21 protein-coding genes are annotated in these 24,561 nt (G+C 67.1%); 5 read left to right on the forward strand and 16 right to left on the reverse strand.

Features of this window, described 5'->3' with window-relative positions:
- Window positions 1–19: 19 nt before the first annotated feature.
- The 8 genes from J2X65_RS22400 to J2X65_RS22435 all read right to left on the reverse strand — a co-directional run bounded on the left by J2X65_RS22400 (window position 20) and on the right by J2X65_RS22435 (window position 8,499).
- Window positions 20–1,717 (reverse strand): GMC family oxidoreductase N-terminal domain-containing protein, encoded by a 1,698-nt coding sequence (locus tag J2X65_RS22400; RefSeq protein WP_310206120.1) that lies wholly within the window; start codon window positions 1,715–1,717, stop codon window positions 20–22.
- Window positions 1,714–2,508 (reverse strand): ABC transporter permease, encoded by a 795-nt coding sequence (locus J2X65_RS22405; protein ID WP_310206123.1) that lies wholly within the window; start codon window positions 2,506–2,508, stop codon window positions 1,714–1,716. The genes J2X65_RS22400 and J2X65_RS22405 overlap by 4 nt, the downstream gene beginning before the upstream one ends.
- Window positions 2,508–3,380, reverse strand: coding sequence for an ABC transporter permease (locus tag J2X65_RS22410; protein ID WP_310206127.1), 873 nt, complete (start codon window positions 3,378–3,380; stop codon window positions 2,508–2,510). Before J2X65_RS22410 ends, J2X65_RS22405 begins: the two co-directional genes overlap by 1 nt.
- 26 nt (window positions 3,381–3,406) lie before the next feature.
- The gene (locus tag J2X65_RS22415) at window positions 3,407–4,444 is read right to left on the reverse strand and encodes an ABC transporter substrate-binding protein (RefSeq protein ID WP_310206130.1); all 1,038 of its coding nucleotides are present in this window, start codon (window positions 4,442–4,444) and stop codon (window positions 3,407–3,409) included.
- A gap of 63 nt (window positions 4,445–4,507) precedes the next feature.
- Complete coding sequence (locus tag J2X65_RS22420) at window positions 4,508–5,812, reverse strand: FAD-binding oxidoreductase (protein ID WP_310206133.1); 1,305 nt, start codon at window positions 5,810–5,812, stop codon at window positions 4,508–4,510.
- A 17-nt stretch (window positions 5,813–5,829) separates the two neighbouring features.
- Entirely contained in the window at window positions 5,830–6,552 is a 723-nt protein-coding gene (locus tag J2X65_RS22425; protein WP_310206136.1) for an HAD-IA family hydrolase, read from the reverse strand.
- A 37-nt stretch (window positions 6,553–6,589) separates the two neighbouring features.
- Window positions 6,590–7,681, reverse strand: a complete 1,092-nt coding sequence (locus tag J2X65_RS22430; RefSeq protein ID WP_310206139.1) for an ABC transporter ATP-binding protein — start codon at window positions 7,679–7,681, stop codon at window positions 6,590–6,592.
- A 101-nt stretch (window positions 7,682–7,782) separates the two neighbouring features.
- Complete coding sequence (locus tag J2X65_RS22435) at window positions 7,783–8,499, reverse strand: HAD-IA family hydrolase (protein WP_310206142.1); 717 nt, start codon at window positions 8,497–8,499, stop codon at window positions 7,783–7,785.
- Window positions 8,500–8,596: 97 nt separating this feature from the next.
- Between J2X65_RS22435 and J2X65_RS22440 the strand changes: the two genes are divergently transcribed.
- The 4 genes from J2X65_RS22440 to J2X65_RS22455 all read left to right on the forward strand — a co-directional run bounded on the left by J2X65_RS22440 (window position 8,597) and on the right by J2X65_RS22455 (window position 14,162).
- Window positions 8,597–9,463, forward strand: a complete 867-nt coding sequence (locus J2X65_RS22440; protein ID WP_310206145.1) for a LysR family transcriptional regulator — start codon at window positions 8,597–8,599, stop codon at window positions 9,461–9,463.
- Between the two features lie 265 nt (window positions 9,464–9,728).
- The gene (locus J2X65_RS22445; protein WP_310206149.1) at window positions 9,729–10,691 is read left to right on the forward strand and encodes a LysR family transcriptional regulator; all 963 of its coding nucleotides are present in this window, start codon (window positions 9,729–9,731) and stop codon (window positions 10,689–10,691) included.
- Window positions 10,692–10,940: 249 nt separating this feature from the next.
- A complete protein-coding gene (gene htpG / locus J2X65_RS22450; RefSeq protein WP_310206152.1) occupies window positions 10,941–12,821 on the forward strand; it encodes a molecular chaperone HtpG in 1,881 nt (626 codons plus the stop codon).
- 57 nt (window positions 12,822–12,878) lie between these two features.
- Entirely contained in the window at window positions 12,879–14,162 is a 1,284-nt protein-coding gene (locus J2X65_RS22455; protein WP_310206156.1) for a DUF763 domain-containing protein, read from the forward strand.
- Window positions 14,163–14,211: 49 nt separating this feature from the next.
- Here the strand turns inward: J2X65_RS22455 and J2X65_RS22460 are convergent, their stop codons facing one another.
- From J2X65_RS22460 to J2X65_RS22495, 8 genes are all read right to left on the reverse strand, one after another.
- Window positions 14,212–15,078, reverse strand: coding sequence for an HlyD family secretion protein (locus J2X65_RS22460; RefSeq protein WP_310206159.1), 867 nt, complete (start codon window positions 15,076–15,078; stop codon window positions 14,212–14,214).
- A complete protein-coding gene (locus J2X65_RS22465) occupies window positions 15,075–15,284 on the reverse strand; it encodes a DUF1656 domain-containing protein (protein ID WP_310206162.1) in 210 nt (69 codons plus the stop codon). Before J2X65_RS22465 ends, J2X65_RS22460 begins: the two co-directional genes overlap by 4 nt.
- 4 nt (window positions 15,285–15,288) lie before the next feature.
- On the reverse strand, window positions 15,289–17,361 hold the full coding sequence (locus J2X65_RS22470; protein WP_310206379.1) for an FUSC family protein: 2,073 nt from the start codon (window positions 17,359–17,361) through the stop codon (window positions 15,289–15,291).
- Window positions 17,362–17,369: 8 nt separating this feature from the next.
- A complete protein-coding gene (locus J2X65_RS22475) occupies window positions 17,370–17,828 on the reverse strand; it encodes a MarR family transcriptional regulator (RefSeq protein WP_310206165.1) in 459 nt (152 codons plus the stop codon).
- Between the two features lie 138 nt (window positions 17,829–17,966).
- A complete protein-coding gene (locus tag J2X65_RS22480) occupies window positions 17,967–20,330 on the reverse strand; it encodes a molybdopterin cofactor-binding domain-containing protein (RefSeq protein ID WP_310206168.1) in 2,364 nt (787 codons plus the stop codon).
- Entirely contained in the window at window positions 20,323–20,796 is a 474-nt protein-coding gene (locus tag J2X65_RS22485) for a 2Fe-2S iron-sulfur cluster-binding protein (protein ID WP_310206171.1), read from the reverse strand. Before J2X65_RS22485 ends, J2X65_RS22480 begins: the two co-directional genes overlap by 8 nt.
- A 13-nt stretch (window positions 20,797–20,809) precedes the next feature.
- A complete protein-coding gene (locus J2X65_RS22490) occupies window positions 20,810–22,111 on the reverse strand; it encodes a cytochrome c (protein ID WP_310206174.1) in 1,302 nt (433 codons plus the stop codon).
- Window positions 22,112–22,278: 167 nt separating this feature from the next.
- Window positions 22,279–23,121 (reverse strand): SDR family NAD(P)-dependent oxidoreductase, encoded by an 843-nt coding sequence (locus J2X65_RS22495; protein ID WP_310206177.1) that lies wholly within the window; start codon window positions 23,119–23,121, stop codon window positions 22,279–22,281.
- A gap of 439 nt (window positions 23,122–23,560) precedes the next feature.
- On the opposite strand from J2X65_RS22495, the gene J2X65_RS22500 reads away from it, so the two are divergent.
- Window positions 23,561–24,559 carry a TRAP transporter substrate-binding protein gene (locus J2X65_RS22500; protein ID WP_310206181.1) on the forward strand — a complete coding sequence of 333 codons (999 nt, stop codon included), beginning with the start codon at window positions 23,561–23,563 and terminating at the stop codon, window positions 24,557–24,559.
- Window positions 24,560–24,561 lie beyond the last annotated feature (2 nt).

Genomic DNA, 24,561 nt, shown 5'->3' on the forward strand with positions numbered 1-24,561 from the left:
AGAGGAAAGATCGATGCGCTCAACGTCCGCCGCGCATGAAGGCGGCGATGCGCTCGGCGATCATGATGGTCGGCATATTGGTATTGGCGCGGGGGATGGACGGCATCACCGAGGCGTCGGCGACGCTCAAGCCCTCCACGCCGAGCACCCTCCCCCTGGGCGAGGTCACGGCCTGCGGATCGTCGGCCCGGCCCATGCGGCAGGTGCCGGAAGGGTGCCAGGTGCCGCCGACATTCGTCCGCACGAAGTCGGTGAGCGCATCATCGTCGGACAATAGCCCGCGGAGGGTGATGCCCTGCGTCACGACCGCGCGGATGAGTGCCGCCCGTAGCGGGCCGGCGATGTCGAGCAGCGCCGACAACGCGCCGCGCTGCACCGCGTTCCAGGCGCCGGGCACCGCGATCTTCGCGACGCGCGGCGTATAGCTCGCGGGGAACACCACATCGCGGAAACCGTCCATAGCTGGATCGAGCAGCGCTTCCGCCCCCATGCGGAGCGCCGACTTCAGGCGGACGAGATCGCGCTCGTCGCTCAGCATCCGGAAATCGACCTCGGGCTCGACGGCAGGGTCGCTCGAGGCGAGACGCAGGAAGCCGCGCGAATAGGATTTGTTCACCCAGAAGAACAGGCTGCCGGTCCGCAGCCCCACCGAGTGCCAGCCGGCGCGCGACAGCAGCGCGGCGTGCATGTCGCCGGCCGGCGTTCCGGACAAGCCGGAGGAATAGCGCCAGATCGCCTGCTCGTGGTGCTCGCCCGGATTGCGCTCGCGTGATCCGGGCGGCAGCCAGGTCGCGACCGCGATCGAAGGGTGCTCCATCAGGTTGCGGCCGACGCCCCGCCGGTCGCGCACCACCGGGATGCCGAGCGCGCGCAATTCCTCCGCCGGTCCGATGCCGGAGCGCAGCAGCAGCGCGGGCGAGTGGATCGCGCCGGCTGCGAGCACGACGCGCCGGGCCGCGATGGCGAGCGCTTCGCCGCCGGGGGCGTCAACCTCGGCGCCGATGGCACGCGCGCCCTCGAACAAGAGCCGGGTTGCGACATGGCCGGCGAGGATCTTCAGATTGGGACGTCGCCGCACTTCCGGCGTCAGATAGGCGAGCGAGGTGGGCTGGCGCTCGCCGCGATCATCCACCGCCACCACGCCGCGGAAGGTGCCGTCCTCCCATGGCCCGTTCTGGTCGAGCCGGATCGGATGGCCGCGCGAATCCAGCGTCTTCATCACCCGCTCAACGAAGGGTGAGATCTGCGCGTCGCCGATGCGGCGCAGGACCAGCGGGCCGTCTGATCCATGCAGCGGGCCGTCGAAGTCGCGATCGGCCTCCATGGCACGGAACACCGGCAGGCAGGCCTCCCACCCCCAGCCTTCCGCGCCGAGTTCCTGCCATTCGTCATAATCGCCGGGCGCGCCGCGATTGGCCATCAGCGCATTGATGGCGGAACCGCCACCGAGAATCCGGGCCTGCTCGTAGCGGCGCGGCCGCCGGCCGGCATTGCGCGCCGCGCCGCCCATAAAGGCGTTGAGGCCGCTCCAGATGTTGGACGTGTCGAGATAGGCGCGGCCGGGATAGCGCGCGCGCACGTCGGGCGGAATGTCGCCCGCCGAGACGTCGCGGCCGGCCTCGATCAGGATGACGTCGCGATGCGGGTCTTCGGAAAGACGGGCAGCCAGCACGCAGCCGGCCGACCCGCCGCCGAGGATCAATGTATCGGTATTCATGAGGCCGCGTTCTGCCTGTGTTCGCGGCGCGCGCTGAGCGCGACCAGCATGACCACGAGGAACGACACCGCCGTGAGCAGCGTGCTGATCGACGCGATGGTCGGATCGATCTCGTCGCGCAGGGCGGTGAACATGCGCTTGGTCAGCGTCTGGTACTGGCCACCGGAGATGAACAGCGCCACCACGGTCTCATCAAGCGCCGAGATGAAGGCGAACAGCAGCCCGGTGATCACGCTCGGGCGGATCTGCGGCAGCGTCACGATGAAGAAGGTGCGCAGCCGATTCATGCCGAGGCTGCGCGAGACCATCTCCTGCGCCGGGTCGAACTTCCTCAGGCCCACCAGCACGGAAGTGATGACATAGGGCAGGCCGAGCATGACGTTGGCGAGGATCAGCCCGGTCATGGTCGCGAGCAGGCCCACATTGGCATAGACGAGAAACACGCCCACCGCAGTGATCACGATCGGCACCACCAGTGGCAGCATCAGCACCACCTGCAGGCTGCGCACCAGCCGCGAATTGGCAAGGTTGAGCGCATAGGCCGCGGCGGTCCCCATCACCGTGGCGATGACGGCGCTCGACACCGCGACGGTGAGGCTGACGCGCGTCGCCTGCATCCAGGCGGGGCTGGCGAGATAGGCCTCGTACCAGCGCAGCGACCAGGAGGGGGGCGGAAAGGCGAGGAAACGCGCGCCGGAGAAGGACATCGGCACGATGATGACGATGGGGATCATCAGCCACAGCAGGACGAGGCCCACGAAGACGCGCAGCAGGATCTTCGGGAGTGTCATCAGCGTGCTCCCATGATGCGCTCGAACGGGATCACGAGGCTGGCGATGCGGAAGATGAAGAACACGCAGGCGAGAAGCACCACGCTGATCGAGGAGGCCGCGCCCCATTCGTTGTAAACCTCGATGTTCCGCGAGACCAGCATCGAGACCATGTAGGTCCGGCCACCGCCGAGCAGTTCCGGCGTGATGTAAAAGCCGAGGGTCAGCACGAAGACCAGCACCATGCCGGCCACGACGCCGGGCAGCGACAGCGGCAGGAAGACGCGCAGGAACACGTGCAGCGGCGTGCCGCCGAGGCTCGACCCCGCCATGGTCAGCTCGGGCGGGATCTTCTGCATGGTCGCGTAGAGCGGCAGCACCATGAAGGGCAGCAGGATGTGCACGGTGGCGACGATGGTGCCGAACTCGTTGTTGACCAGGGTGAGCGGGGCGTCGATCAGTCCGAGGTCGGTCAGCGCCGAATTCACCAGGCCGCGCCGCTGCAGCAGGATCAGCCAGGCATAGGCTCGCACGAGCACGCTGGTCCAGAACGGCAGCACCACCATCGCCAGGATGAAGATGCTCCAGCGCCGGGAAGCCCCCGCCGCCACATAGGCGACGGGGTAGCCGAGGATGAGGGCCGCGGCCGTCACGATGAAGGCCATGCGGAACGTCTGGAGGAAGGTCATCCAGTAGACGTCGTCGGTGAGGAAACGGGCGTAGTGGGCCAGTGTGAACCCGCCTTCCTGCCGCACCGACTGCCAGGCCAGCCAACCGAGCGGCACGACCAGCAGGCAGCCGACAACGACCAGCGCCGGCGCCAGCAGCAGCAGGACCAGGCGGCGCTCGCGCCGGTCATGCGCGACCGATGGATTGATGGGTGACATCGACATGGAAACCTCCTCGCTGGGAGCGCCGGCTATTTCTGGATGAACGACGCCCAGCGCTTCTGCGCCTCCTCGCCGGCCGGCGAACTCCACCACGCCACCGAGATCAGCACCTGTTTGGCGGCATTCTCTGGCGAGCTCGGCATCTGCGCGGCGCGCTCGGGCGAGATCTTCCCGGTCTTGTAGGCGGCTGGGTTGCCCGGGCCGTAATCGATATAGGCGGGGAAGTTCGCCTGGATGTCGGCCGAGATGGCGGCGTTCAGGAACTTGTAGGCGGTCTCAAGATTCGGAGCGCCCTTGAGGATGCAGAGCGAGGTTTCCTGCAGGAAGCCCTGATTGAAGGTGTAGCCGACCGGCGCGCCTTCCTTGATCACCGCGGTAACGCGGCCGTTCCAGGCCATTTCCATGTCGATCTCGCCATCGGCCAGCAGCTGCGCCGACTGGGCTCCGGACGTCCACCACACGGTGACGTGGGGCTTCAGTTCCTCCAGCTTCTTGAAGGCGCGGTCGACATCGAGCGGGTAGAGCTTGTCGGCCGGCACGCCGTCGGCCAGCAGCGCGGCCTCGAGCGTGGCCATCGGATGGCTGCGCAGCGCCCGCGTGCCCGGGAACTTCTTAACGTCCCAGAAATCGGCCCAACTCTTCGGCCCGTTCTCGCCGTACTTCTTCTTGTTGAAGGCAAGAACCGACGAATAGAACTCATACGGCACCGAATAGGCCGTCTTGTATTCGGCAGGGATGTCGGCGGCGTTGGGCACCTTCGAGAAGTCGAGCTTCTCGATCATGCCCTGCTCGCCGCCGCGGATGCAGTCCTTGGTCGGCGTGTCGATCACGTCCCAGACCGGCTTGCCGGTCGCGGTCTGGGTCTTCAGCACCGGCCAGGCGTCGGGCGAGGAGTCCTGGTTGACGGTGATGCCCAGCAGTTTAGCGACCGGATCGAGGATGGCCTTGGTCTGGGCCTCCTGATAGGCCCCGCCCTGAGAGACGAAGGTGATCTGTTCGGCCGAGGCGGCCGCGGCCGACAGCAGCAGCGCTGCCGTTATCATCGGGATCGAGAGTGTCACGCGCATTCCGATTCTCCTCTAGGTTATTTTGTCGGCCGCTTGCGTTAGTGAGGCGATGATCGCGGCGCGTCATCGCCCTATGGCATCGAGGAACTGGTACCAGCCTGCGACCAGGCGCACGGCGGGTTCGCGCAGTCCGTAGAAGGGAATGGGATGCAGCGGCTGCCGCGTCAGCAGGCCGAGATCCGGCTTGCCGCCGGTGACCAGTGCGGCGACGTGACGGCCGATGCCGGAGGCGAGCGCCACGCCGGTGCCGTTGTAGCCAACCGAATAGACGACCCGGTCGTCGAGCCGCCCGAGATGCGGCAGGCTGTCGAGCGTCATCGCCACCAGGCCCGACCAGCGGTGCGCCACCTTCACGGCGGCGAGCTCGGGAAACTGGCGTCGCATGGCCTTCTCCAGCGCGGCGAAGGCTGATTCCGTGTCGGTCTTACCGAAGGCGCCGCGCCCACCATAGAGGAGGCGATCGCCGGATTTCCGGAACCAGCGCATCATGCGCCGCGTCTCGGTATAGCTGCGGCCGGTGGCGAGCAGTCCCGCGCCCGGCGTGCCGGCCAGCGGCTCGGTGGCGATCATCGCCGAGCGGAACGGGATGATCGCCTTGCGCACAGCGGCTGTCGCCGGCGTCAGGTCGGAATAGGAGTTGGTGGCGATGACGAGCTGGCGCGCGGTGATGCGCCCGCCCGGCGTCTCCACGATCACGCCCGCGCGGTCGCGCCCGAAGCGGATGACCGGCGTATCTTCATGGATGGCAATCCCCTCGGCCTTCAGCCCGGCGGCCAGCCCGAGGACGAAATTCAGCGGATGGATGACCCCGCCATGGGTGCTGAGCATGCCGCCTGTGAACCCGCGCGAGCCGGTCTCCGACGCCACCTCCCCGGCGCTCAGGATCGATATTCCGCGATCGCCCAGCGCCTCACGCAGCCAACTCGCCTCGCTCTTCAGCACGTCGAACGTGTGGGCATTGTGGGCGCAGCGCAGCGAGCCGGAGGCCCGGTAATCCGCCCCCTCAATGCCGAGTTCCTCGACGAGTTTCCCGACATGCTCGACGGCCTCAAGGCCGAGATCATGCATGCTGCGGGCGGTATCGAGGCCGTATCGCGCGGCGATATCCTTGAAGCCGACGCGGAACTTGCCGGACACGACGCCGCCGTTGCGCCCGCTCGCGCCCCAGCCGATGCGGTTCGCTTCGAGCACCACCGGCGACAGCCCGGCCTTGGCGAGATAGCGCGCGGTGGAAAGCCCGGTATAGCCGCCGCCGATGATGGCGACGTCGAAGGCGTGGTCGCCCGACAGCCTGCTGATCTCCGGCCGGGCGACCGAGGTCGCCCGCCAGAGGGAGTCGATTTCGACCGGGTGGGGACGGGTGACCATGAGGGTTGCGCTCGATGTCAGGCGGCGGCGCGCGCAGCGGCGAGTTCCGCGTCGACCGCGTCGGCGAGCTGCCTCAGCGAGGAGAAGTGGAAGTCCGGCTTGGTCAGCACCTTCGGATCCGGCGTGCCGCCGAAACCCTTCAGGCCCTGGCGGCGCTCGATCCAGCAGGTGACATAGCCCTCGGCCTTGGCCACGCCGATGTCATGGTGCTGGCTCTGCGCCACATGCAGGATTTCGGACTGCTGGAAGCCGAGCGCCGACTGGCGTCCCTTGTTGAAGGCGAAGAAGCGCGGATCGGGCTTGGCACATCCGGTTTCGTCGCAGGTGACGCTGTCGTGGAAGGGGTTGCCGAGCGTCGCCGAATAGGCCGAGAAGGCGGTGCGGTCGGCATTGGTCATGGCGATGAGCCGGAAGTTCTTCCTGAGCCGGCGCAGCGCCTCGACGGAATCGGTGAAGGCCGGCCAGCGCAGCACCGCGAGCTGGAACGCCTCGGCGGTGGCTTCGTCATTGTTGAAGCCGCACTCATTGGCGAGCGACAGATAGACATCCTTCATCGCGAAGGACGAGCGGCCATAGAACTTGTCGCGGCCGCGCTTGTAGGGCTCGAAAATCTCGTCATCGCTGGCCGCCGCGGCCTTCGGGCCGCCGAGCGCACGCACCGCGCCCAGGACACCCGCCTCGAAATCGATCAGCGTGCCGACGACATCGAACGTCATGACCTTGAAATCGGTGAACTTCATTTTCTTCGTTCCTTTTGGCAGATATCGGGAATTCGGGTCAGCGGGCTTGCGGAACGACGATGGTGTCGTCCGGATGGATGGCGACGGCGATGCGCTCGCCGGGCGCCTTCAGCAGCGATCGGCCCTGATGATTGCTCGGCACCCTGAGGCTGAGCCGCGCACCACGGTCGAGTTGCAGGAAGATGCGGATGCTCTCCCCCTGGTAGAGCGTCTCGGTCACGACGCCGCTCAGCAGGTTCGGCGTCCCGGGCACGGCGTCGGGGGCGACGGTGAGCTTCTCGGAATGGACGACGAGGAACAGCTCAGGATCGTTTGGCACCGGCCGCGCGGAGACGAGGCGCGTGCCGTCGAGATCGACCGCGCGATCGTCGATGCGCCGGACCGGCAGCAGCGTCGACTCGCCTATGAAACCCGCAACGAAAGCATCCGCCGGGTTGTCGTGCAGGCGCTCCGGCGTATCGACCTGGACCAGTTGGCCCCTGTTCATGATGGCGATGCGATCGCTCATGGTCAGAGCTTCGCGCTGGTCGTGCGTCACATAGATCATGGTGGCGGCGAGCTTGCGATGCAGATGCTTGAGCTCGATCTGCATGGTCTCGCGCAACTGCTTGTCGAGGGCGGAGAGTGGCTCGTCCATCAGGATGAGGCGCGGCTCGAAGATCATGGCGCGGGCAAGGGCGACACGTTGGCGCTGGCCGCCGGACAGCTCGTGGATCTTGCGCTCGCCGAAGCCGCCGAGTTCCACCATGTCGAGCGCCGCCTTGAGCTTTGCGGGCCACTCGGACTTCGGCATGCGCCGCGCGCGCAGCGGAAACGTCACGTTTTCCGCAACGTTCATGTGTGGGAACAACGCATAGTTCTGGAACACGATGCCGATGTCGCGCTTGTGCGGCGGCTCGAGGGTGATGTCGCGCTCACCGAGGAAGATCGAGCCGGAAGTCGGCTGGACGAAGCCGCCGAGAATGCCGAGCAGCGTGGTCTTGCCCGAGCCGGATGGCCCGAGGATCGAGACGAATTCGCCCGGCGCGACCTCGAGATTGATCTCGTCGAGCGCGCGGAAGCTTCCGTAGAATTTGGAAGCGGCCCGAATGGATACCCCGACCGTGTCGCGAGAAATCGTCCTCGACATGCTGTCCCGTTTCAAAAAAATTCAGGGGAATAGTTGGGCCGTGGCGGAGCCGCCGATGATGGCGGCCCCCCACGTGGTTCGTTGGTGGGCGCGCATCGAGTTCACCCTTCCCGGTCCACCGCATCGGCGAGTTCCACCAGGCTCGCATAGTGGTAGTCGGGCTCGGTCACGATGGCGGGCGCGGGCGAGCCGCCGAAACCCTCCTTGCCCATCCGCCGCTCGATCCAGCAGGTGCGATACCCGAGGCGCTTGGCAACGCCGATATCGTGGTACTGGCTCTGCGCGACATGGAGGTAGTCTTCCAGCTTGTAACCATGCGGGCTCTGACGTCCCCGGGCATAGGCGAAGAACTGGGGATCGGGCTTGCAGGTCCCGACATCCTCGGCGGTCACCATGTCGTCGAAAGGCTGCTCCATCGTCCGCGCGAAATGACCGAGGGCCCAATTGTCCGAATTGGTCATCGCCACGAGGCGATAGCGCTTCCGCAGGCGCTTCAGCGCATCGACCGTATCTGGAAAGGCTGGCCAGGCGGGAATGGACAGCCGGAAGCCCTCCACCGTCGCCTTGTCGGTGGGAAGCCCCAGCTCTGCGGCCATCGTCAGGTAGGCCGGCGCCATCATCTGCGGGAAGGGCAAGCCGGGCGTCCGGTCGTGCTCGATCCCTTCCGCCCTGCCATAGCTCAGCAGGATCTGCTCGACGTCGAGCCGCACTCCCGCCTGTCGGGCGATCGGACGGACATAGTCGAGTATGCCGGCCTCGAAATCGATCAGTGTGCCGACAACGTCGAAGGTGAGAATTTTGAAGTCGCTGAGGTTCATCGGATGCCTGTCCGGTTTTGAGAACGCCAGCCAACGCTAGCGGGCTTGTCAAAATGACAGAAATGACATGTTCTCATTGGCTGCATCGAATTTTGTCATGGTCATCGACATGCGCCTCGACATCGACTCCCTCCGAGCGTTCAAGACCGTCCTGGAACTCGGCGGTGTCACGCGTGCCGCTCACAAGCTGAACCTGACGCAGTCGGCCATCAGCCATAAGCTGGCGCGGCTCGAGGAGCGCATCGGGCGCCCTATTCTCCTCAAGGGCAGCAGCGGTTTCGTTCCGACCTCCGAGGGGCGAAGCCTGCTGTCCTATGCCGAACGCCTCATTGCCCTGCATGACGAGGCGGCGGCTCATTTCCGATCGTCCGAACTCGCCGGCGAAGTTCGGCTGGGCGCCACGGAGGATGCGGCCAGCGAGTGGCTGGCGGCCGTGCTGGGCCGGTTCCGCAGGCTGCACCCACGGGTTTCTCTGAGAATTCGCGTGGCGCAGAGTCTCGTCCTGGAGCAATGGCTGAGGTCGGGAGAACTCGATCTCGCCATGATGCAGATATTCGTTCACGACAAGGAGCCGCACGACCTTGAGCTGTGGCGGGAAGACCTGATCTGGGTGCAGTCTACCGATCATCCCTTCACCCTTGAGAGCAGCATTCCGTTCGTGTCCTTCGATGAAAACTGCTTCTACCGTCGCGCGGCGCAGGAAGCGCTTGCCGTAACGGGCCGAAGCCTGAATATCGTCTTGGAGTGCCCGAGCCGCGACGGCGTCACGGCGGGGATTCGTCACGGACTGGGCGTGGGTGTCATCGCCCGCCGGCATCTGGAGCCCGGCCTGATGGAGATCGAGCACAGCCTTCCGGCCTTTCCGCAGATTTGCCACATCGCCCGCTCGGGGAAACGCTTGACCGCAGATCTGGAGAAGACCCTGATGGAAGCCGTCTGCCAGGAGATGGTTCACGGCATGTAATCATGTTGACTTCCATCTCATGCCTGTGGGCTGACCTGCCGCCCGTTCTTGACGTCCCTCCCCTCGCGGCCGGTCTTGCGGCAGGCGGGCCTCCTCCATTCTCAGGATGAGCTTGCCGGCCGGCCCGCTGCCGCGGCCGCCATGTCCTCCACCAACTTGCGCTTACATTTTGTGGGCTCGCACCGAGCCGTCGACGGACTGCAGAAGACCAACGATCCGCTGTCGTTTCAATTGAAAAAAAATTCGGCCGGCATTACATTATGTAATGCGCAAGCTTCGTCTCGCCCTGCCTTCCATGAACGGCTTCTTCACCTTCGAGGCCGCGGCGCGTTGCGGCAATTTCGCCCGCGCCGCCGAAGAACTCAACGTGACTCCGGCTGCCGTGAGCCGGATGATGGGCCGGCTGGAGGAGCATCTCGGCATTACCTTGTTTGACCGCATGCCCGGCGGCGTGACGCTGACCGAGGCCGGGCGCATCCTTTATGAGGCGATCTCTCGCGGATTCTCGGGCATCGAGTATGCGTTGCGCGAGATCGAGGACCGCAAGGCCGGGGTCGAGACGGTCACGCTCTCTGTTTCGACCGGCTTCACGACGCACTGGATCATGCCGCACATGGCGGAGATCAAGCGGGCCTTCCCTTCGCTCGAACTGCGCTTCCAACTCATCATGTCGGCGATTTCCGGGCCGGTCACCGATGTTGATTTGGGCATGCGCTTCGTCAACGGGCCGGACGAGCGCCACGAGACCAGCTACATCATGCCGGAGATACTGGTGCCAATCTGCAGTCCGGGCTATCGCGACGGACAGAGGAGTTTGATCACCGGCGGCGCGGCTCCCGCGGAGTCCCTGATCGATCTCAGCGATGTGCAGCCGGATTGGTCGCAGGTGTTTTTTCCCGGCGATCCGGGCGCCGCGACCAACTCGATGATCTTTTCAGACTATGCGATCGTCGTGCAGGCGGCGATGCTGGGCCAGGGGGTGGCGCTCGGCTGGCTGAACGTCACCTGTCACTGGCTGCGGACGAAGGCGCTGGTGCCGGCGGCCTCGCGAGTGAGGACCACCGGCCGACACTGCCAGTTCGTGCGCTCGCGCGACAAGCCGCTGCGGCCGATCGTGGCCGACGTCCGCGACTGGATGATTGCCCGACTCGGCGAGGATGTCCGACACGTGGCCGCGCTCTATCCGGACCTGCGGCTCGACGCGCTGCTTGAACGCGGCCAGGATTAGGCACGCAAGAGCGGCGAGCCGGGCGGACTCTGCGCCACGCAGCCCGGCATCCCTATGCCGGAGGGCCAGGTCGAGGCGGTATGCGATTTCTTCGGCATCGGTCAATCGCCAGGCTCACGCCGGACCGCCAGCCGCGGGCTTCATCTGCCGGACCGCCCTGAAGCGGCGCGGAGAGCAATCTTGCGTCTTGATCTCTCGGGCCGGTCTTGCCATCTGAAGCGCTTGGTTTCATCCACATGACGTATCGCCATGACCACCGAGATCTTTGAGAGCCGCCCCTTCGAGGCCGACGTTTCCCGCCTGCTGCACATGATGGTGCACTCGGTCTATTCCGACCGCGACGTGTTCCTGCGCGAACTGATCTCCAACGCCGCCGATGCCTGCGAGAAGCTGCGCTACGAGGCGATCACCAGCCCCGAGCTGCTCGGCGACGACCCCAGGCTCGCGATCACCCTCTCCGCCGATCCCGATGCCGGCACGCTCGCCATCGCCGACAACGGCATTGGCATGGGCCGGGACGAGATGATCGAGGCGCTCGGCACCATCGCCCGCTCCGGCACCCGTGGCTTCATGGACCGCATTGCCAATGCGGAAGGGAAGGAAGGCGCTCAGCTCATCGGCCAGTTCGGCGTCGGCTTCTATTCCGCCTTCATGGTTGCCTCGAAGGTCGACGTCGTCAGCCGTCGCGCCGGCAGCGAGGAGGCATGGCTGTGGTCCTCGGACGGCAAGGGTGCGTTCACGGTCGCCCCCCTCGCGCTGGAGGAGGCGCCGGCACGCGGCACAAGCGTGGTGCTGCATCTCGCCGAGGACGCAAAATCCTATGCCGAGCGCTGGACGCTGGAGCGCATCGTCAAGGAGCAGTCCGGCCATGTGCCGGTGCCGATCGCCCTCGTCGAGAAGCCGGGCGAGGAAGCCAGGCCGCTCTCGGACGGCGCCGCTCTCTGGACGAAATCGAAGAGCGACATCACCGCGCAGGACTACACGGACTTCTATCGCAGCGTCGCCGGGCAGTATGACGAGCCGGCGCTCACCGTGCATTTCCGCGCCGAGGGCCGGCATGAATACACCGCGCTCGCCTTCGTGCCGGGAGCGCGGCCGTTCGACCTGTTCGACGCCGACCGCAAGGGCCGCATCAAGCTCTATGTGAAGCGCGTCTTCATCACCGACGATGCCGAGCTTCTGCCCCGCTATCTGCGCTTCGTGCGCGGCGTGGTCGACAGCGCCGACCTGCCGCTCAATGTCTCGCGCGAGATGATCCAGGACAGCCCTCTGCTCGGCGCGATCAAGAAGGGCGTCACCAACCGCGTGATCTCGGAACTGTCGAAGCTCGCGGAGAGCGACGCCGAGGCGTTCGGCAAGATCTGGGAGAATTTCGGCGCCGTTATCAAGGAAGGCCTCTACGAGGACTTCGAGCGCCGCGAGCAACTGCTGAACCTCGTCCGCTTCAAGACCACCGCCTCCGGCGAGGGCACGCGCAGCCTCAAGGACTACGTCGCGGGGCTGAAGGAGAACCAGACCGCGATCTACTACATCGCCGGCGACGACGCGGCGCGCATCGCCACCTCGCCACATCTGGAGGGGTTCCGCGCCCGCGGCATCGAGGTGCTGCTGCTTGCCGATCCGGTCGACGCCTTCTGGGTCGCGAACGGCCTCGACTATGAAGGCAAGCCCTTCAAGTCGATCACGCAGGGCGCGGCCGATCTCGGATTGATCCCGCTGCTCGACAGCGCGGCCCACCCCTCCGCCGAAGCCAGCGAGGAGGTGACGGCGCTGATCGCCGCGCTTAAGGCGGAGCTCGGCGGAGAAGTCGCCGATGTCCGCCCCTCCGACCGGCTGACCGACAGCGCCGTGTGCCTCGTTGCCTCCGAGACCGGACCGGATCGGCAATATGAGCGCTTCCTTGCGGCTTCCGGCCGGCTCGGCAGCGCGGCGAAGCCGATCCTCGAGGTCAACCCGAAGCACACGATGATCGTTGGCCTTGCGGGGAATGCCGACAAAGCCTCACATGCGGATGTCGCCCATCTGCTGCTCGATACCGCGCGGGTGCTCGATGGCGACCGCCCAGGTGACGCGATCGCGTTCTCGGAACGGCTGTTCAGGCTGATGACACGCGGGCTCGGCACCGCCTAGCCTTGCACCGTCCGCTGCGTCGCTTCGATTTGACAGCGGCACGTCGTCGAGAGAGCCATGTCCCGCCGCACTGGAAGTGCCGACCTCCCGCTTCATACGGGCCACGTTCCGCCCTGGCTGGCGGAGCGCATGACCAGGCTCGGCGCGGTGATCAGCGAAGCCATCGTCCATCACTATGGGCGCGACGAGCTGCTGCGCCGGCTGGCGCATCCCTTCTGGTTCCAGTCCTTCGGCGCCGTCATGGGCATGGACTGGCACTCCTCCGGCATCACCACCAGCGTCATCGGCGCGCTGAAGCGCGGGCTTCAGCCGCTCGAAGGCGAGCTCGGCATCCATGTCTGCGGCGGGCGCGGAAAGCACTCGCGCAAGACGCCGCAGGAACTGATGGCGGTCGGCGAGCGCACCGGCTGCGACGGCGAGGCTCTGGGCAGGGCGAGCCGCCTCGTTGCCAAGATCGACAGCGCCGCCGTGCAGGACGGGTTCGACCTCTATCTGCACGGCTTCATCGTCACCGATGACGGGCATTGGGTGGTGGTGCAGCAGGGAATGAACGACACCCGCCGGCAGGCGCGGCGCTACCATTGGCTCTCGGAGGGGCTCAAGAGCTTTCTCGACGACCCGCATGCCGCGGTTGAGGGCCCTCACCAGGGTGACATCGTCAACCTGGCCGATGCCCGCGCCGGGCATTCCCGTACCGGGCAGCTGCAACTGCTGGAGAGCCTGGGACCGGACGCTATCGCTCGCGAATTCGCCGATCTGGGCGGCGCCAGGGCGCCGGCGGCGAAGGCCGTCACCGACCAGCTCGAACTGCCGCACCTCGTCATGCCGGCGCATCATGACGTCCGCGCCAAGGACGTGGTGCTGCCGCGCCTGCAGGCGGCTCTTGCTGCGGCAGCCGATCGTGGTCCGGCGGATTTCGCCGAATTGCTGCTGGTGCCGGGCGTTGGTGCCCGCACGGTCGAGGCGCTCGCCATGGTGGCGGAAGTGGTGCATGGAGCGCCTTTTCGCTTCTCCGATCCCGCGCGCTTTTCCTATGCGCATGGCGGCAAGGACCGTCACCCCTTCCCGGTACCGGTGAAGGTCTACGATCAGACCATCGACGTCATGAAGTCGGCGGTGTGCAAGGCAAGGCTCGGCCAGTCGGAGGAGCTCGCCGCGCTCCGCCGGCTCGACGACCAGTCGCGCCGGCTCGAGCGCCTCGCCGGTGGCCGCAGCTGGGACGAGATCGTCGAGGACGAGATGCGGTTGTCGCCGCGCTATGGCGGCCGCAGCGTGTTCGGGGTCGAGGACGGGGAAAATGCCGCCCCTGTCGCCGTTCAGACCTTGCCGGCGGGGAGATGATGGTCGCGGGTCAAGGCTGTTCTTCGCGGGCGGAGAACGCCGCGCGCGATCATTTTTCCAGCACCGATACCGTCGCGGTAAGGCCGGCGACAAGCTGCACGCCGTTCGGCGTTTCGTCGAGCACGATACGCACCGGCACGCGCTGGGCGAGCCGCACCCAGCTGAAGGTCGGGTTGATATTGGCGAGCAATCCGTTGCCGACCGTGCGCTCGCGGTCCTCGATGCCGGTGGCAATGCTCTCGACATGGCCGCGCAGCGGCGCCGCCTGCCCCATCAGCCGGATCGACACCGGCGCGCCGACGCGGATGCGGGCCAGCTTGGTCTCCTCGAAATATCCCTCGATCCGCAGGGAATCGGTATCCACCAGCGCCACCTTGGCGGTGCCGGCGGTCACATAGTCGCCGGGCCGCAGGCTGAGATTGGCGATGGTGCCATTCACCGGCGCCTTCACCTCGGTGCGTTCGAGATTGAGCTTGGCGAGCTCGCGGTCGGCCAGCGCCTGCCGATAGGAGGCGGCGGCCTCGGCCTCCGACATGCGCATCTGCTCGGTCTTCTGCTCCGACACGACGTCCTTGAGCTGCTCATAGCGCTCGCGGTCGCGCACCGCCTGGTCGAGCGTCGCCTTGCGGCCGTCGACGACGGCCTCGGCCTGCTCCAGGGCAATGGCGAAGCGGGCGCGGTCGATGCGGAACAGCACGTCGCCCTTCTTCACCGCCTGATTGTCCTGTACCAGCACATCGCTGACGAAACCGGAGACATCCGGCGCGACGCCGACCACGTCCGCGCGCACCTTGGCGTCGCGCGTCCACGGATCGTCCATGTAATGCGCCCACAATTCGTGCCCGGCGCCGAGCGCGGCAAGGACGAGGACGAGCGTGACGGCAACGCGGATGGCGCCGCGAAACGAAACCTTCATGACAGCCACCATTGGGACAGCAGGGACATGCCCTGCAAAAGCACGATGTAGAGGGCGATGTCGAACAGCCCGCGATGCCAGACCAGGGCATAGGCGCCGAGGAAGGCCAGCACCCGCCGCGCGGCGAGGCTCACCAGCAGCGTTGCCACCATCAGCGCCAGCAAATTGGGGACGTAGACACCGTAAATATCGATTTCACCGGACATGGGATCACTCCGCCGCCAGCAGCATCTGGCCCGGGCGCTCCGGCGCGAAGTCGCCGGCCGGCCCCGGCGCGTCCGGGAAGAACACCCGCCTCAGGCCGACCAGCGCGTCGAGCGTGCGCCGCGCCTCCGCGGCGGGGTGTCGGGCGGCAAGGCGCAACGCGCCGTCGAGCGCTGCGCGGAGCGCCTCGGAGGGCGCGACCAACGTCCGGCGCGCGACGCGCGCGCGATACAGCGCCGCGACGCCGGCCAGCACCGCATCGATGGCCGCGCGATCGTCGGCCGCCATGCCGCGCCGCGTCTTGTGCAGCTCGACGATGTTGAAGCCGACGCGCACTTCGGCGAAACCGTCGACCCTGGCGAGTTCGCGGTCGTCGATGGTGGCGATCCGCGGCACCAGCTGGCCCAGCCGGTCGAGCATCCGGCCGGCAAGCCGCTCATGATCGCCGGGATGGCGGCCGGAGGCGGTCTCGGCAAGGTCGTTCCAGCCGGCCTGCACCAGGCGCCGCGCCGCGATCTCCGCGCCGAAGGGGCGCGTCGCGATGGTCCACACCAGCGCGAAGGTCAGGCCCGCCATCGCCGCGAGCCCTTCATTGGCGAAGGTGGCGAAATCGACGCCGTAGCGGTTCTGCATCGCCACGAAGGAGGCGGTGTTCACCGCCATCAGCATGCCCAGCATGGTGAATTGCGGCCGCGGGATCAGCAGGCCGAGCAGCAGGAAGGGCGGCGCGAACACCAGCACCAGCATCTCGAAATCATGGACCAGCGGCAGGATGCCGAACAGGTACACGCCGGAGACGACGATGCTGACGCCGGACCAGATCGCCATCGAGCGGATGAACGGCGCCGGGCGGTCCATCGCGGCGAAGAACGAGCAGGCGATCGCGGTCATCATCACCGCACCGCTGCCGCTCGACCAGCCGCTGGCGATCCAGAACGCGCTGGCGAGCAGGGTCGCGAGGACGCAGGAGCCGGCGGAGAACAGCATCAGGCCAAAATCATAGTGCCGTGCCCGCCCGAGCACCCGGCGGTGGCGGAAGCGCGGACGCCAAAGGCCGGCATTCTTGCCGGCATGCTGGCCGCGCTCGATGTCGGCGCGCAGGGAAACACAGTCGCTCCACAGCGCGACGATCTCGTCCAGCCGGTCGAGCGCGCTCGCCTGCACCAGCCCGTTCCAGTTGGCGGCCTCCTGCGAATGCAGGGCCCTGATGGTGGCGGACAGAAGCTCGGCTTCGGCGGGGTCGGCGCGGCGACCCTGCGCGAACCAGTCGGCCACCCGCGGCAGCAGCGCCGCCAGTTCCGGGGAGAGTGCGCCTTCCTGCGCCTTCAGCGCGTGCAGGCGGTCGGCAAGCGAGGAGAGCAGCGGCAGCAGCATGAGCAGCCGGCCGCGCAGCTCGCGCGCATGGGGCACCACGTCGCGCGTCGCCGCGTCATAGGACAGCTGGCTGATGATGAGATCGAGACCGAGGATGTCGGCGGCCAGCTTCTGGCGGCGCAGCGGGGTCGCCGGCAGCGCGCCCTCGCCGCGCAGGATTTCCCCCGTCCAGGAGGCGGCATCGTCGAGCCAGCCGGAGATGCGCGCGGACAGCGCCGTGCCGACACTGGTCGGGAACACCACCGCGCCGACCACCGTGGCGCAGGTGATGCCGATGACGATCTCCTCGCTGCGCGCCAGCGCGACGTCGAAGATCTGCTCCGGCGTGCCGATGGTCGGCAGCGCGATCAGCGGCAGGCTGTAGCCCGCGAGCATGAACACATAGCTGCGCGGCGTGCGGTCAAGCATGGAGATATAGAGCAGGGTGCCGGTCCACAGCGCCACGACGAGGCTGAGCAGTTCCGGCGCGTTGACGAACAGCGGCACGAAGAACACCGCCGCGCTGGCGCCGATCAGCGTGCCGAGCGCGCGGTAGAGTCCCTTTGAGCTGGTGGCGCCGGCGAGCGGGTTGGCCACCACATAGACCGCCGCCATCGCCCAGTAGGGACGCGGCAGATCGAAGGCCAGCGCGATGTAGAGCGCCAGCATGGAGGCGAGGAAGGCCTTCCCGGAGAACAGCCAGTCCCGCCAGGATGGCAGGGCCACCGGCAGGGTCACGACGACACCTCCTCCGCCGAACGCGCGGACACCTCGTCAAAGACCTTCAGAACGCGCAACGCGGCTTCCAGGTCGGACGGCTCGATAGCGGCGAGCACCTGGCCGCGCAGTTCCACCAGAATCTCTTCTATGCGCGCGGCGAGTTGCTCGCCGGCCCCGGTCAGCCAGATGGTCTTGGCGCGCCGGTCGGTGGGATCGTCCCGCCGCTCGATGAGGTCGGACGCGGCCAGCTGGTCGAGCAGCCGCACCAGCGACGGGCCTTCGATGCCGACATAGGCGGCAAGCGTCACCTGGCGCACCCCGCCGCCCAGCCGGCTGGTCCACAGCAGCGGCGCGGCGCAGGCCTCGGAAATGCCGAGCGCCTCGAGCTCCCGCTCGGCAAGGCGCCGCCATTGGCGGCCGGCCTGGAGAAGCTGGGCGGTGAGCGCCCGCCGAAGAGTGTCAATCTTGTTCATGACCTAATTAATAGGATACGAATTATATTTTCGCAAACAAATTGCGAGCGCCGCACGGGCTCGTGATCGCCCGCCCGCCGGTCGCGGGATCGTTGACTGGAAGATCGTGCCGGTTCGCCGCCTGGCACCGAGCCTCGGCTACTTCACCTTCAGCGCCGCTAGCACCGCATCCGGCCGGATCGGCAGGCGGCGCAGGCGCACCCCGACCGCCTCGAAGATTGCATTGCCGATCGCCGGCGCCACCACCGTCGTGCCGGGCTCGCCCAGCCCGACCGGCACCTCGGTACTGGCGACGAACTCCACCACCACCTCCGGCGCATCGATCATCCGCAGCGGCGTGTAGCTGTCGAGGTTGCGGTCGCGCACCTGGCCGTTCTCGAACTCCGTGCCCTCGCAGAGCGCCATCGACAGGCCCCACAGCGCGGCCCCCTCGCATTGGGCGCGGGCGCTGTCGGGGTCGACCACGATGCCGCAATCGACCGCCAGCCAGATCTTCTGCACGTCGACAAAACCGGTCTGCCGGTCGACATGCAGCTGCACGGCGCCTGCGACCCAGGTCGGCATCGACCGCGCCTGGCCATAGGAGGTGGCCACGCCGATCGCGGTGTCCGCCGGCAGTTTCGCCTTGCCGTAGCCGGACAGCACGGCGACGCGGGCGAGCACCTGCGCCTGCCGCGCCGCGCCGCCGATCGAATCCGGGGCGGTGCCGGCGTTGCGTCCCTCGGCCTTCAGATGGTCGAGGCGGAATTGCACCGGATCCTTGCCGACCTTCACCGCCGCTTCATGTATGAAGCTTTCGATCGCCCAGTTGATCCATCCCGGCGACACCGAGCGCAGCCAGCCGGGGCGGAAGGTGCTCTCCGCCAGATCGTTCGAGATCGCCCGCGCCCGCTGCGCGCCGACCGAATACCAGTGGTCGACGCCGTCGCTGGCGAACGGATCATAGGGTTCGCCATTGACGCCCTTCGGCATGAAGGCCGGCAGCATCACCTTGGTGGGCCAGCCCGCCGCCACCGCCGTATCCATGGCGATGACGTTCCGGTCCCGGTCGAACGCCATGCGCACCCGCTGGACCGAGGGCGAACGCGGGCTGTCGAACCTCAGGTCGTCCGGCCGCGTCGCCACCATCTTCACCGGCTTGCCGCCGAGCGCTTTCGAGGCCAGCGCCACCGGCACCGCATAATCGCCATTGAGGCGCCGTCCGAAGCCGCCGCCCAGCAGGTAGCTGCGCATGACCACGCCGTTCTCGTCGACGCCAAGCGCCTTCTGCAGCCAGGGCAGCACCAGCGACTGCCATTGATTGCCGGTGTGGATTTCCCAGACGCCCTTGGCATTGCGGAAGGCGAGCGCGTTCACCGGTTCCAGCTGGAAGTGCAGCACCGTCGCGGTGGTGTACTCCGCCTCCATGGTCACGGCGGCGCGGGCGAAGACCGGCACCACATCGGTGTCGCCGGTATCGAGCACCGCTCCCTTGGCATCGTCGGCGATCAGCGCGCGCGCACGCTGCTGGATGTCCGCCTCGCTCACCCGCGCGGCGTCGCTCGGCTTCCACTCGACCTTGACGAGGCCAGCCGCCTTCTGGGCCGCCCAGTGGCTGTCGGCGATCACCATCGCCCAGCCGGGCGCCGTGCCGGACGGATCGTCGAGCTTGAGCGTCTGCTGATATCCCTTGATCGCCTTCGCGGCGCTGTCGTCGATGCCGACGATCTCCGATCCATACCGGGTAGGCGGCACCAGCGGGACGGCATGCACCATGCCCTCCACCTTGGCATCGATGCCGAAGACGGCCCGCCCGGTGGTCTTGTCGGTGATGTCGAGCGCGGCGACGTCCTTGCCAACCAGCGTCAGCTCGGCAAGCGGCTTCAGCGGCAGCGCCTTCAGCTCCTCCTCGTCGAAGCGGCGGGTGATGCCCTGCGCCACCAGTTCGCCGAAGCGGGCGCTGCGCCCTCCGCCCGACACCACGCCGTTCGCCACGCTCACCGCCGCCGGATCGAGGCCCCAGAGCTCGGCGGCCTTCTGCGCCAGCGCCACCCGCCCGGCCGCGCCGGCTCGGCGATAGACCGGCCAGCTTTGCCACACCGACCAGCTGCCGCCGGTGACCATCAGCCCCCATTTGGCGGCGGTGTCGACATGCTCGATATGCACGTCGTCCCAGCTGGCGCCGAGCTCGTCGGCGAGGATGCGCGCAATGGCGGTGCCGACATGCTGGCCCATTTCAGCGCGGATGATGTTGACGTTGATCCGCCCCTCGGTATCGATCCAGTACCAGATGGCCGGCTCGAAGCGGGCGCCGACCGCCTGGATCGGCGCGCCGCCAGGTTCCGCCGGATCCATCGCCGCCAGGCCGGCGCGCGGAAAGCCGAACACCGCGCCGGCGGCGCACATCGAGACGAGGAAGCCGCGGCGGCTCAATCCATCGTCCGGCGGACGTCCGCCCGAGCGATCCGCCGTGCGGTCGGCACCGCCGCGCGGGCGGGTGCGGAAGCCGGGCGCGTCAGCCATTGGTGGCCTCCCCCCGCAGCGCTGCGGCCGCCTCGCGCACTGCGGCGCGGATGCGCAGATAGGTCATGCAGCGGCAGAGATTGCCGGTCATCACCGCATCGATGTCGTCGTCGGTCGGGCTGGGAATGTCCTTCAGGAAAGCGGCGGCCTGCATGATCTGGCCGGATTGGCAGTAGCCGCACTGCGGCACCCGCAAATGCCGCCACGCCTGCTGCACCGGATGGTTTCCCGCGGGATCCAGACCCTCGATGGTGGTGATTTCGGTGCCGGCGACATCGCCCACCGGCGTGATGCAGGAGCGTGTCGCCCGGCCGCCGACATGCACGGTGCAGGCGCCGCACATGCCGATGCCGCAGCCATATTTGGTGCCGGTCAGGTCGATGGCGTCGCGAATGACCCAGAGCAGCGGCGTGTCGGCCTCGACGTCGACGCTGACATTCCGCCCGTTGACCGTGAAGTCGATCATGCCGATGCCCTCATCAATGGCCGGCGCCCTCGGCCCGGATGCGCGCCACCTGCGCGGCGAGATCCGGCCAGGGCGCGAGATTGGCGCGCTTCTCGCGCAGATAGGCCGCCACCGCAGCAATATCCGCGTCCGACAGCGCGTGGCGGAAAGCCGGCATCACCACCCCGCCCATGCCGTTCTTCGCATCGACGCCGTCGAGGATGACGTGGATCAGGTTGGTGGGGTCGGCGAGCCGGGTGGAGGAGTTGATCGCCAGCTCCGGCCGCCCCTCGACAATGTGCGAGCCATTGTAGTGGCAGGCGGCGCAGGCGGTGGCATAGAGCCGCTCGCCGAGGTCCTTGCGATAGGTTGGGTCGGGGCGACCGGCCTTCAGGCTCGCCAGCACCGCGGGGTTGGCGGCGGGATCGGCAGCGGGCGCGCCGACCCCCGCGCCGAGATAGGCGCCGATGGCTTCCAGATCGCTCTGGGGCAGTTCGCGCAGCCCGGCATGCACCACCGGCCCCATCGGCCCGGCGGCGATGCCGTGATAGATGCCCGCCCCGGTGCCGAGATAGCGGGTGAAGGCGGCGGCGCTCCACGGCACCGCCGAGGGATTGGCGGCGGTCAGCGCCGGGGCGATCCACCGGTCGATCGCGGCGCCGGCGAAGGCCTCGCTCTTCTTCTCGGCGCCCAAAAGATTGCGCGGCGTGTGGCAGGCGCCGCAATGCGTCACCCCCTCGACGAGATAGGCGCCGCGGTTCCATTGCTCGGATTTGCCGGGATCGGGCCGGTAGCGGCCGAAATCGACGAAGAGCAGCTTCCAGCCGGCCTGGAGGAACCGCTGGTTCAGCGGGAACGGCAAGGCGTTGTCGCGGGTTTTCTCCCGCACCGGCGCGACCTTGGCCATCAGGAAAGCATAGATCGCGTCGACGTCCTCGTCGCTCATCTTGGTGAAGTGGTCGAAGGGGAAGGCCGGCAGCAGATGCGCGCCCTCGCGGTCGACGCCGTCATGCATGGCGCGGCGGAAGGCGGCCGGCGACCAGTTGCCGAGCCCGGTTTCGGGGTCCGGCGTGATGTTGGAGGCGTAGATCGTGCCGAACCCGGTCTCCATCGGATAATTGCCGGCATAGGGCTTGCCGCCGGCGGCGGTATGGCAGGTGGCGCAGTAGCCCGCCGCCGCCAGGATGCGGCCCTTCTCGATCACTTCCGGGCCGAAGCTGGGACGCTCGGCGGCGCTCATGGCCGGCAGGCTCGGGTGATGGGCGTACACCCCGAAGCCGGCCAGAGCGACGACCGCGGCCGCGACAACGATCGACAGCCAGACCCGGAAACTCAAGCGACGCATCCTTTGATGTCGAGCGCCAGAATTAGAATTCTTCTCAGATAGGCCGTCAAAGGAATTCTGCCGGGCCGCAAGCCACCGCCCGTCGCACTTTAGGAGAAATCACCGAGGGCGGGCGCCCTCCCCGCCCGCCGTTATTAGGCTTCGCTCCGGTCCGAGCTTCAGTCTTCCGCCTTCATATAGGCGGCGAACGCCTCGGCATAATCGGGATGCCAGCGCGACAGGGCCGGCCGGTTCTCCAGGATGTCGCCCATGCCCCAGCGCATGCGCTTGAGATCCATCTCGCGCGTCACCTCATTGTCGGGGCAGAGGATGTAGAAGTCCCGCTTGTCGAGGCCCTCCATCAAGAAATCCGCCGTCTGCTCGGGCGTCCAGGCGCCGGCGGGCTTCTCGGTCACGCCCTTGGCGCGGGTGAAGCCGGTATAGACGAAACCGGGGATCAGCAGATGCGCACTGACCCTCCCGCCGGTCTGCTTGACGAGGTCGTGCGAGACGGATTCCGCCAGCGCCCGCAGCGCGGCCTTGGAGACGTTGTAGGCGGTATCGCCCGGCGGCAGCGTGATGCCCTGCTTGGAGCCGGTCATCACCACGGCGCCGGGATATGGTGCGGCGATCATGTCCGGCAGAAAGGCCTGCAGGCCATGGAACACACCCCAGAAATTGGTCTCCAGCGTCCGCCGCCACACCGCCTCGCCGGCGGCGAATCCGCCGCCGCCTTCGCGCCCGGCATTGCACATCAGCACCGAGACCGGCCCCATCCGGTCCGCCTGCGCCTTCGCCGCGGCGATCTGCGCGATGTCCGTAACGTCGGTCGGCGCCGCCACCGCGTCGATGCCCACGGCTTTGAGCGCCTCCACCGCCTGGGTGAGCGAGGGGCCGGGCAGATCCATGATCAGCACCGCCATCCCCGCCGCGCCGAAGCGGCGGGCGGCGGCAAGCCCGATGCCGCTGGCGCCGCCGGTGACCACTGCGACGTGGTCGGGTGCAATGGCCGGATGTGTCATGGCGCTTCCCTCGGTTCCATATGTTGCCGTGGCCACATTCTATACTGCCAGTCAGGGCGTCTCCCGAACCCGCTTACGCTCATCGCCGCATTGAATGCCGCTCAACCGTGTCATTTTACCGGCGGGTGACGCTGCGACGGGCGCGGGCATCGAAAAATACGATCATCATAATTGCCAAATTTTATTCCGATGCATTAAAGTCATCATCCTCGGCTCACGGCGACATTTCCGAAAAACGACCACGCCTACATAGAAATTACCTATTCTATTAATAGAACTACATAATTTTATCTGATTAAATAATCATCTTTACCCTCCACCGCTGCTTCACGCATGGGCATAGGTAGATTTACGGGTTGAGATTCCCCAACGTTTCTCCTCCTGGCACGCTCGATGCAATCGGATCCTCCGTATTTCTCTACGGCAAGGAACGTGGATCATGCTCACTCTCTCCTCCCTGAAGCGGCTTGCGGCCGTCGGCGTCGTCGCATCGGTGCTCGGTGCCGCCGGGCTGGCCTCCCCGGCCCTCTCCCAGACCAAGCTGCGCCTTGCGGTGGAAACCAATGCCGGCGACCCGCTCAACATCATGCTGGCGAATTTCCGCGACGCCCTCGCCAAGTCGGCCGGCCCGGACGCCGCCATCGAGTTCTTCGAGGGTGGCGCGCTCGGCGACGAAACGGCGCTGATGGAGCTGATCCGCGCCGGCGAAGTGCAGGTGGTGCCGCTCGGCTCGGATGTGGTCACCCTCGACAAGGGCTTCTCTGTGCTCGACACGCCCTTCCTGTTCGCCGACAAGGCGAGCGCCCGCGCCGCCTTCGACGGCAAGTTCGGCGCATTGCTCGCCGGCTCGCTGCGCGAGAAGGCCGGGCTCGAGGTCCTCGCTTTCGGCGAACTCGGCTTCCGCACCATCTCCACCACCAGCAAGCAGATCAACGTCCCGGCCGACCTCAAGGGCCTGAAGATCCGCACGCCGGGCAGCCCGACCCGCATCCTCGCCTTCAAGACGCTGGGCGCGGCGCCCACCCCGATGCCGCTCGGCGAAGTCTACATGGCGCTGAAGCAGGGCGCGCTGGACGGCCAGGAGAACCCGCTCTCGGTGATCAAGGACTTCTCCTTCTTCGAGGTGCAGAAGTTCATCGCCCTGACCAACCACGTCTACACCCCCATCACCCTCGCCATGAATGGTGCCGCCTTTGACGCCCTCTCGGCGGAGATGAAGGCGAAGCTGAAGGAGGCCGCCAAGGCGGGTTCCGCCGCCACCCGCAAGGTGTCCGACGACAGCGACGCCCGCCTCGTCGACGAGTTCAAGTCCAAGGGCGTGACGGTGACGACCCCCGACCTCGCCGCCTTCCGCACCGCCGCCGAGCCGGTGAAGGGCGAGATCGCCAAGGTGGTCGGACCCGATCTTATGGCCAAGCTCGAAGCCAGCCTGAAGTGAGC

The organism is Ancylobacter sp. 3268, assembly GCF_031456575.1.
Classification (GTDB): Bacteria; Pseudomonadota; Alphaproteobacteria; order Rhizobiales; family Xanthobacteraceae; genus Ancylobacter.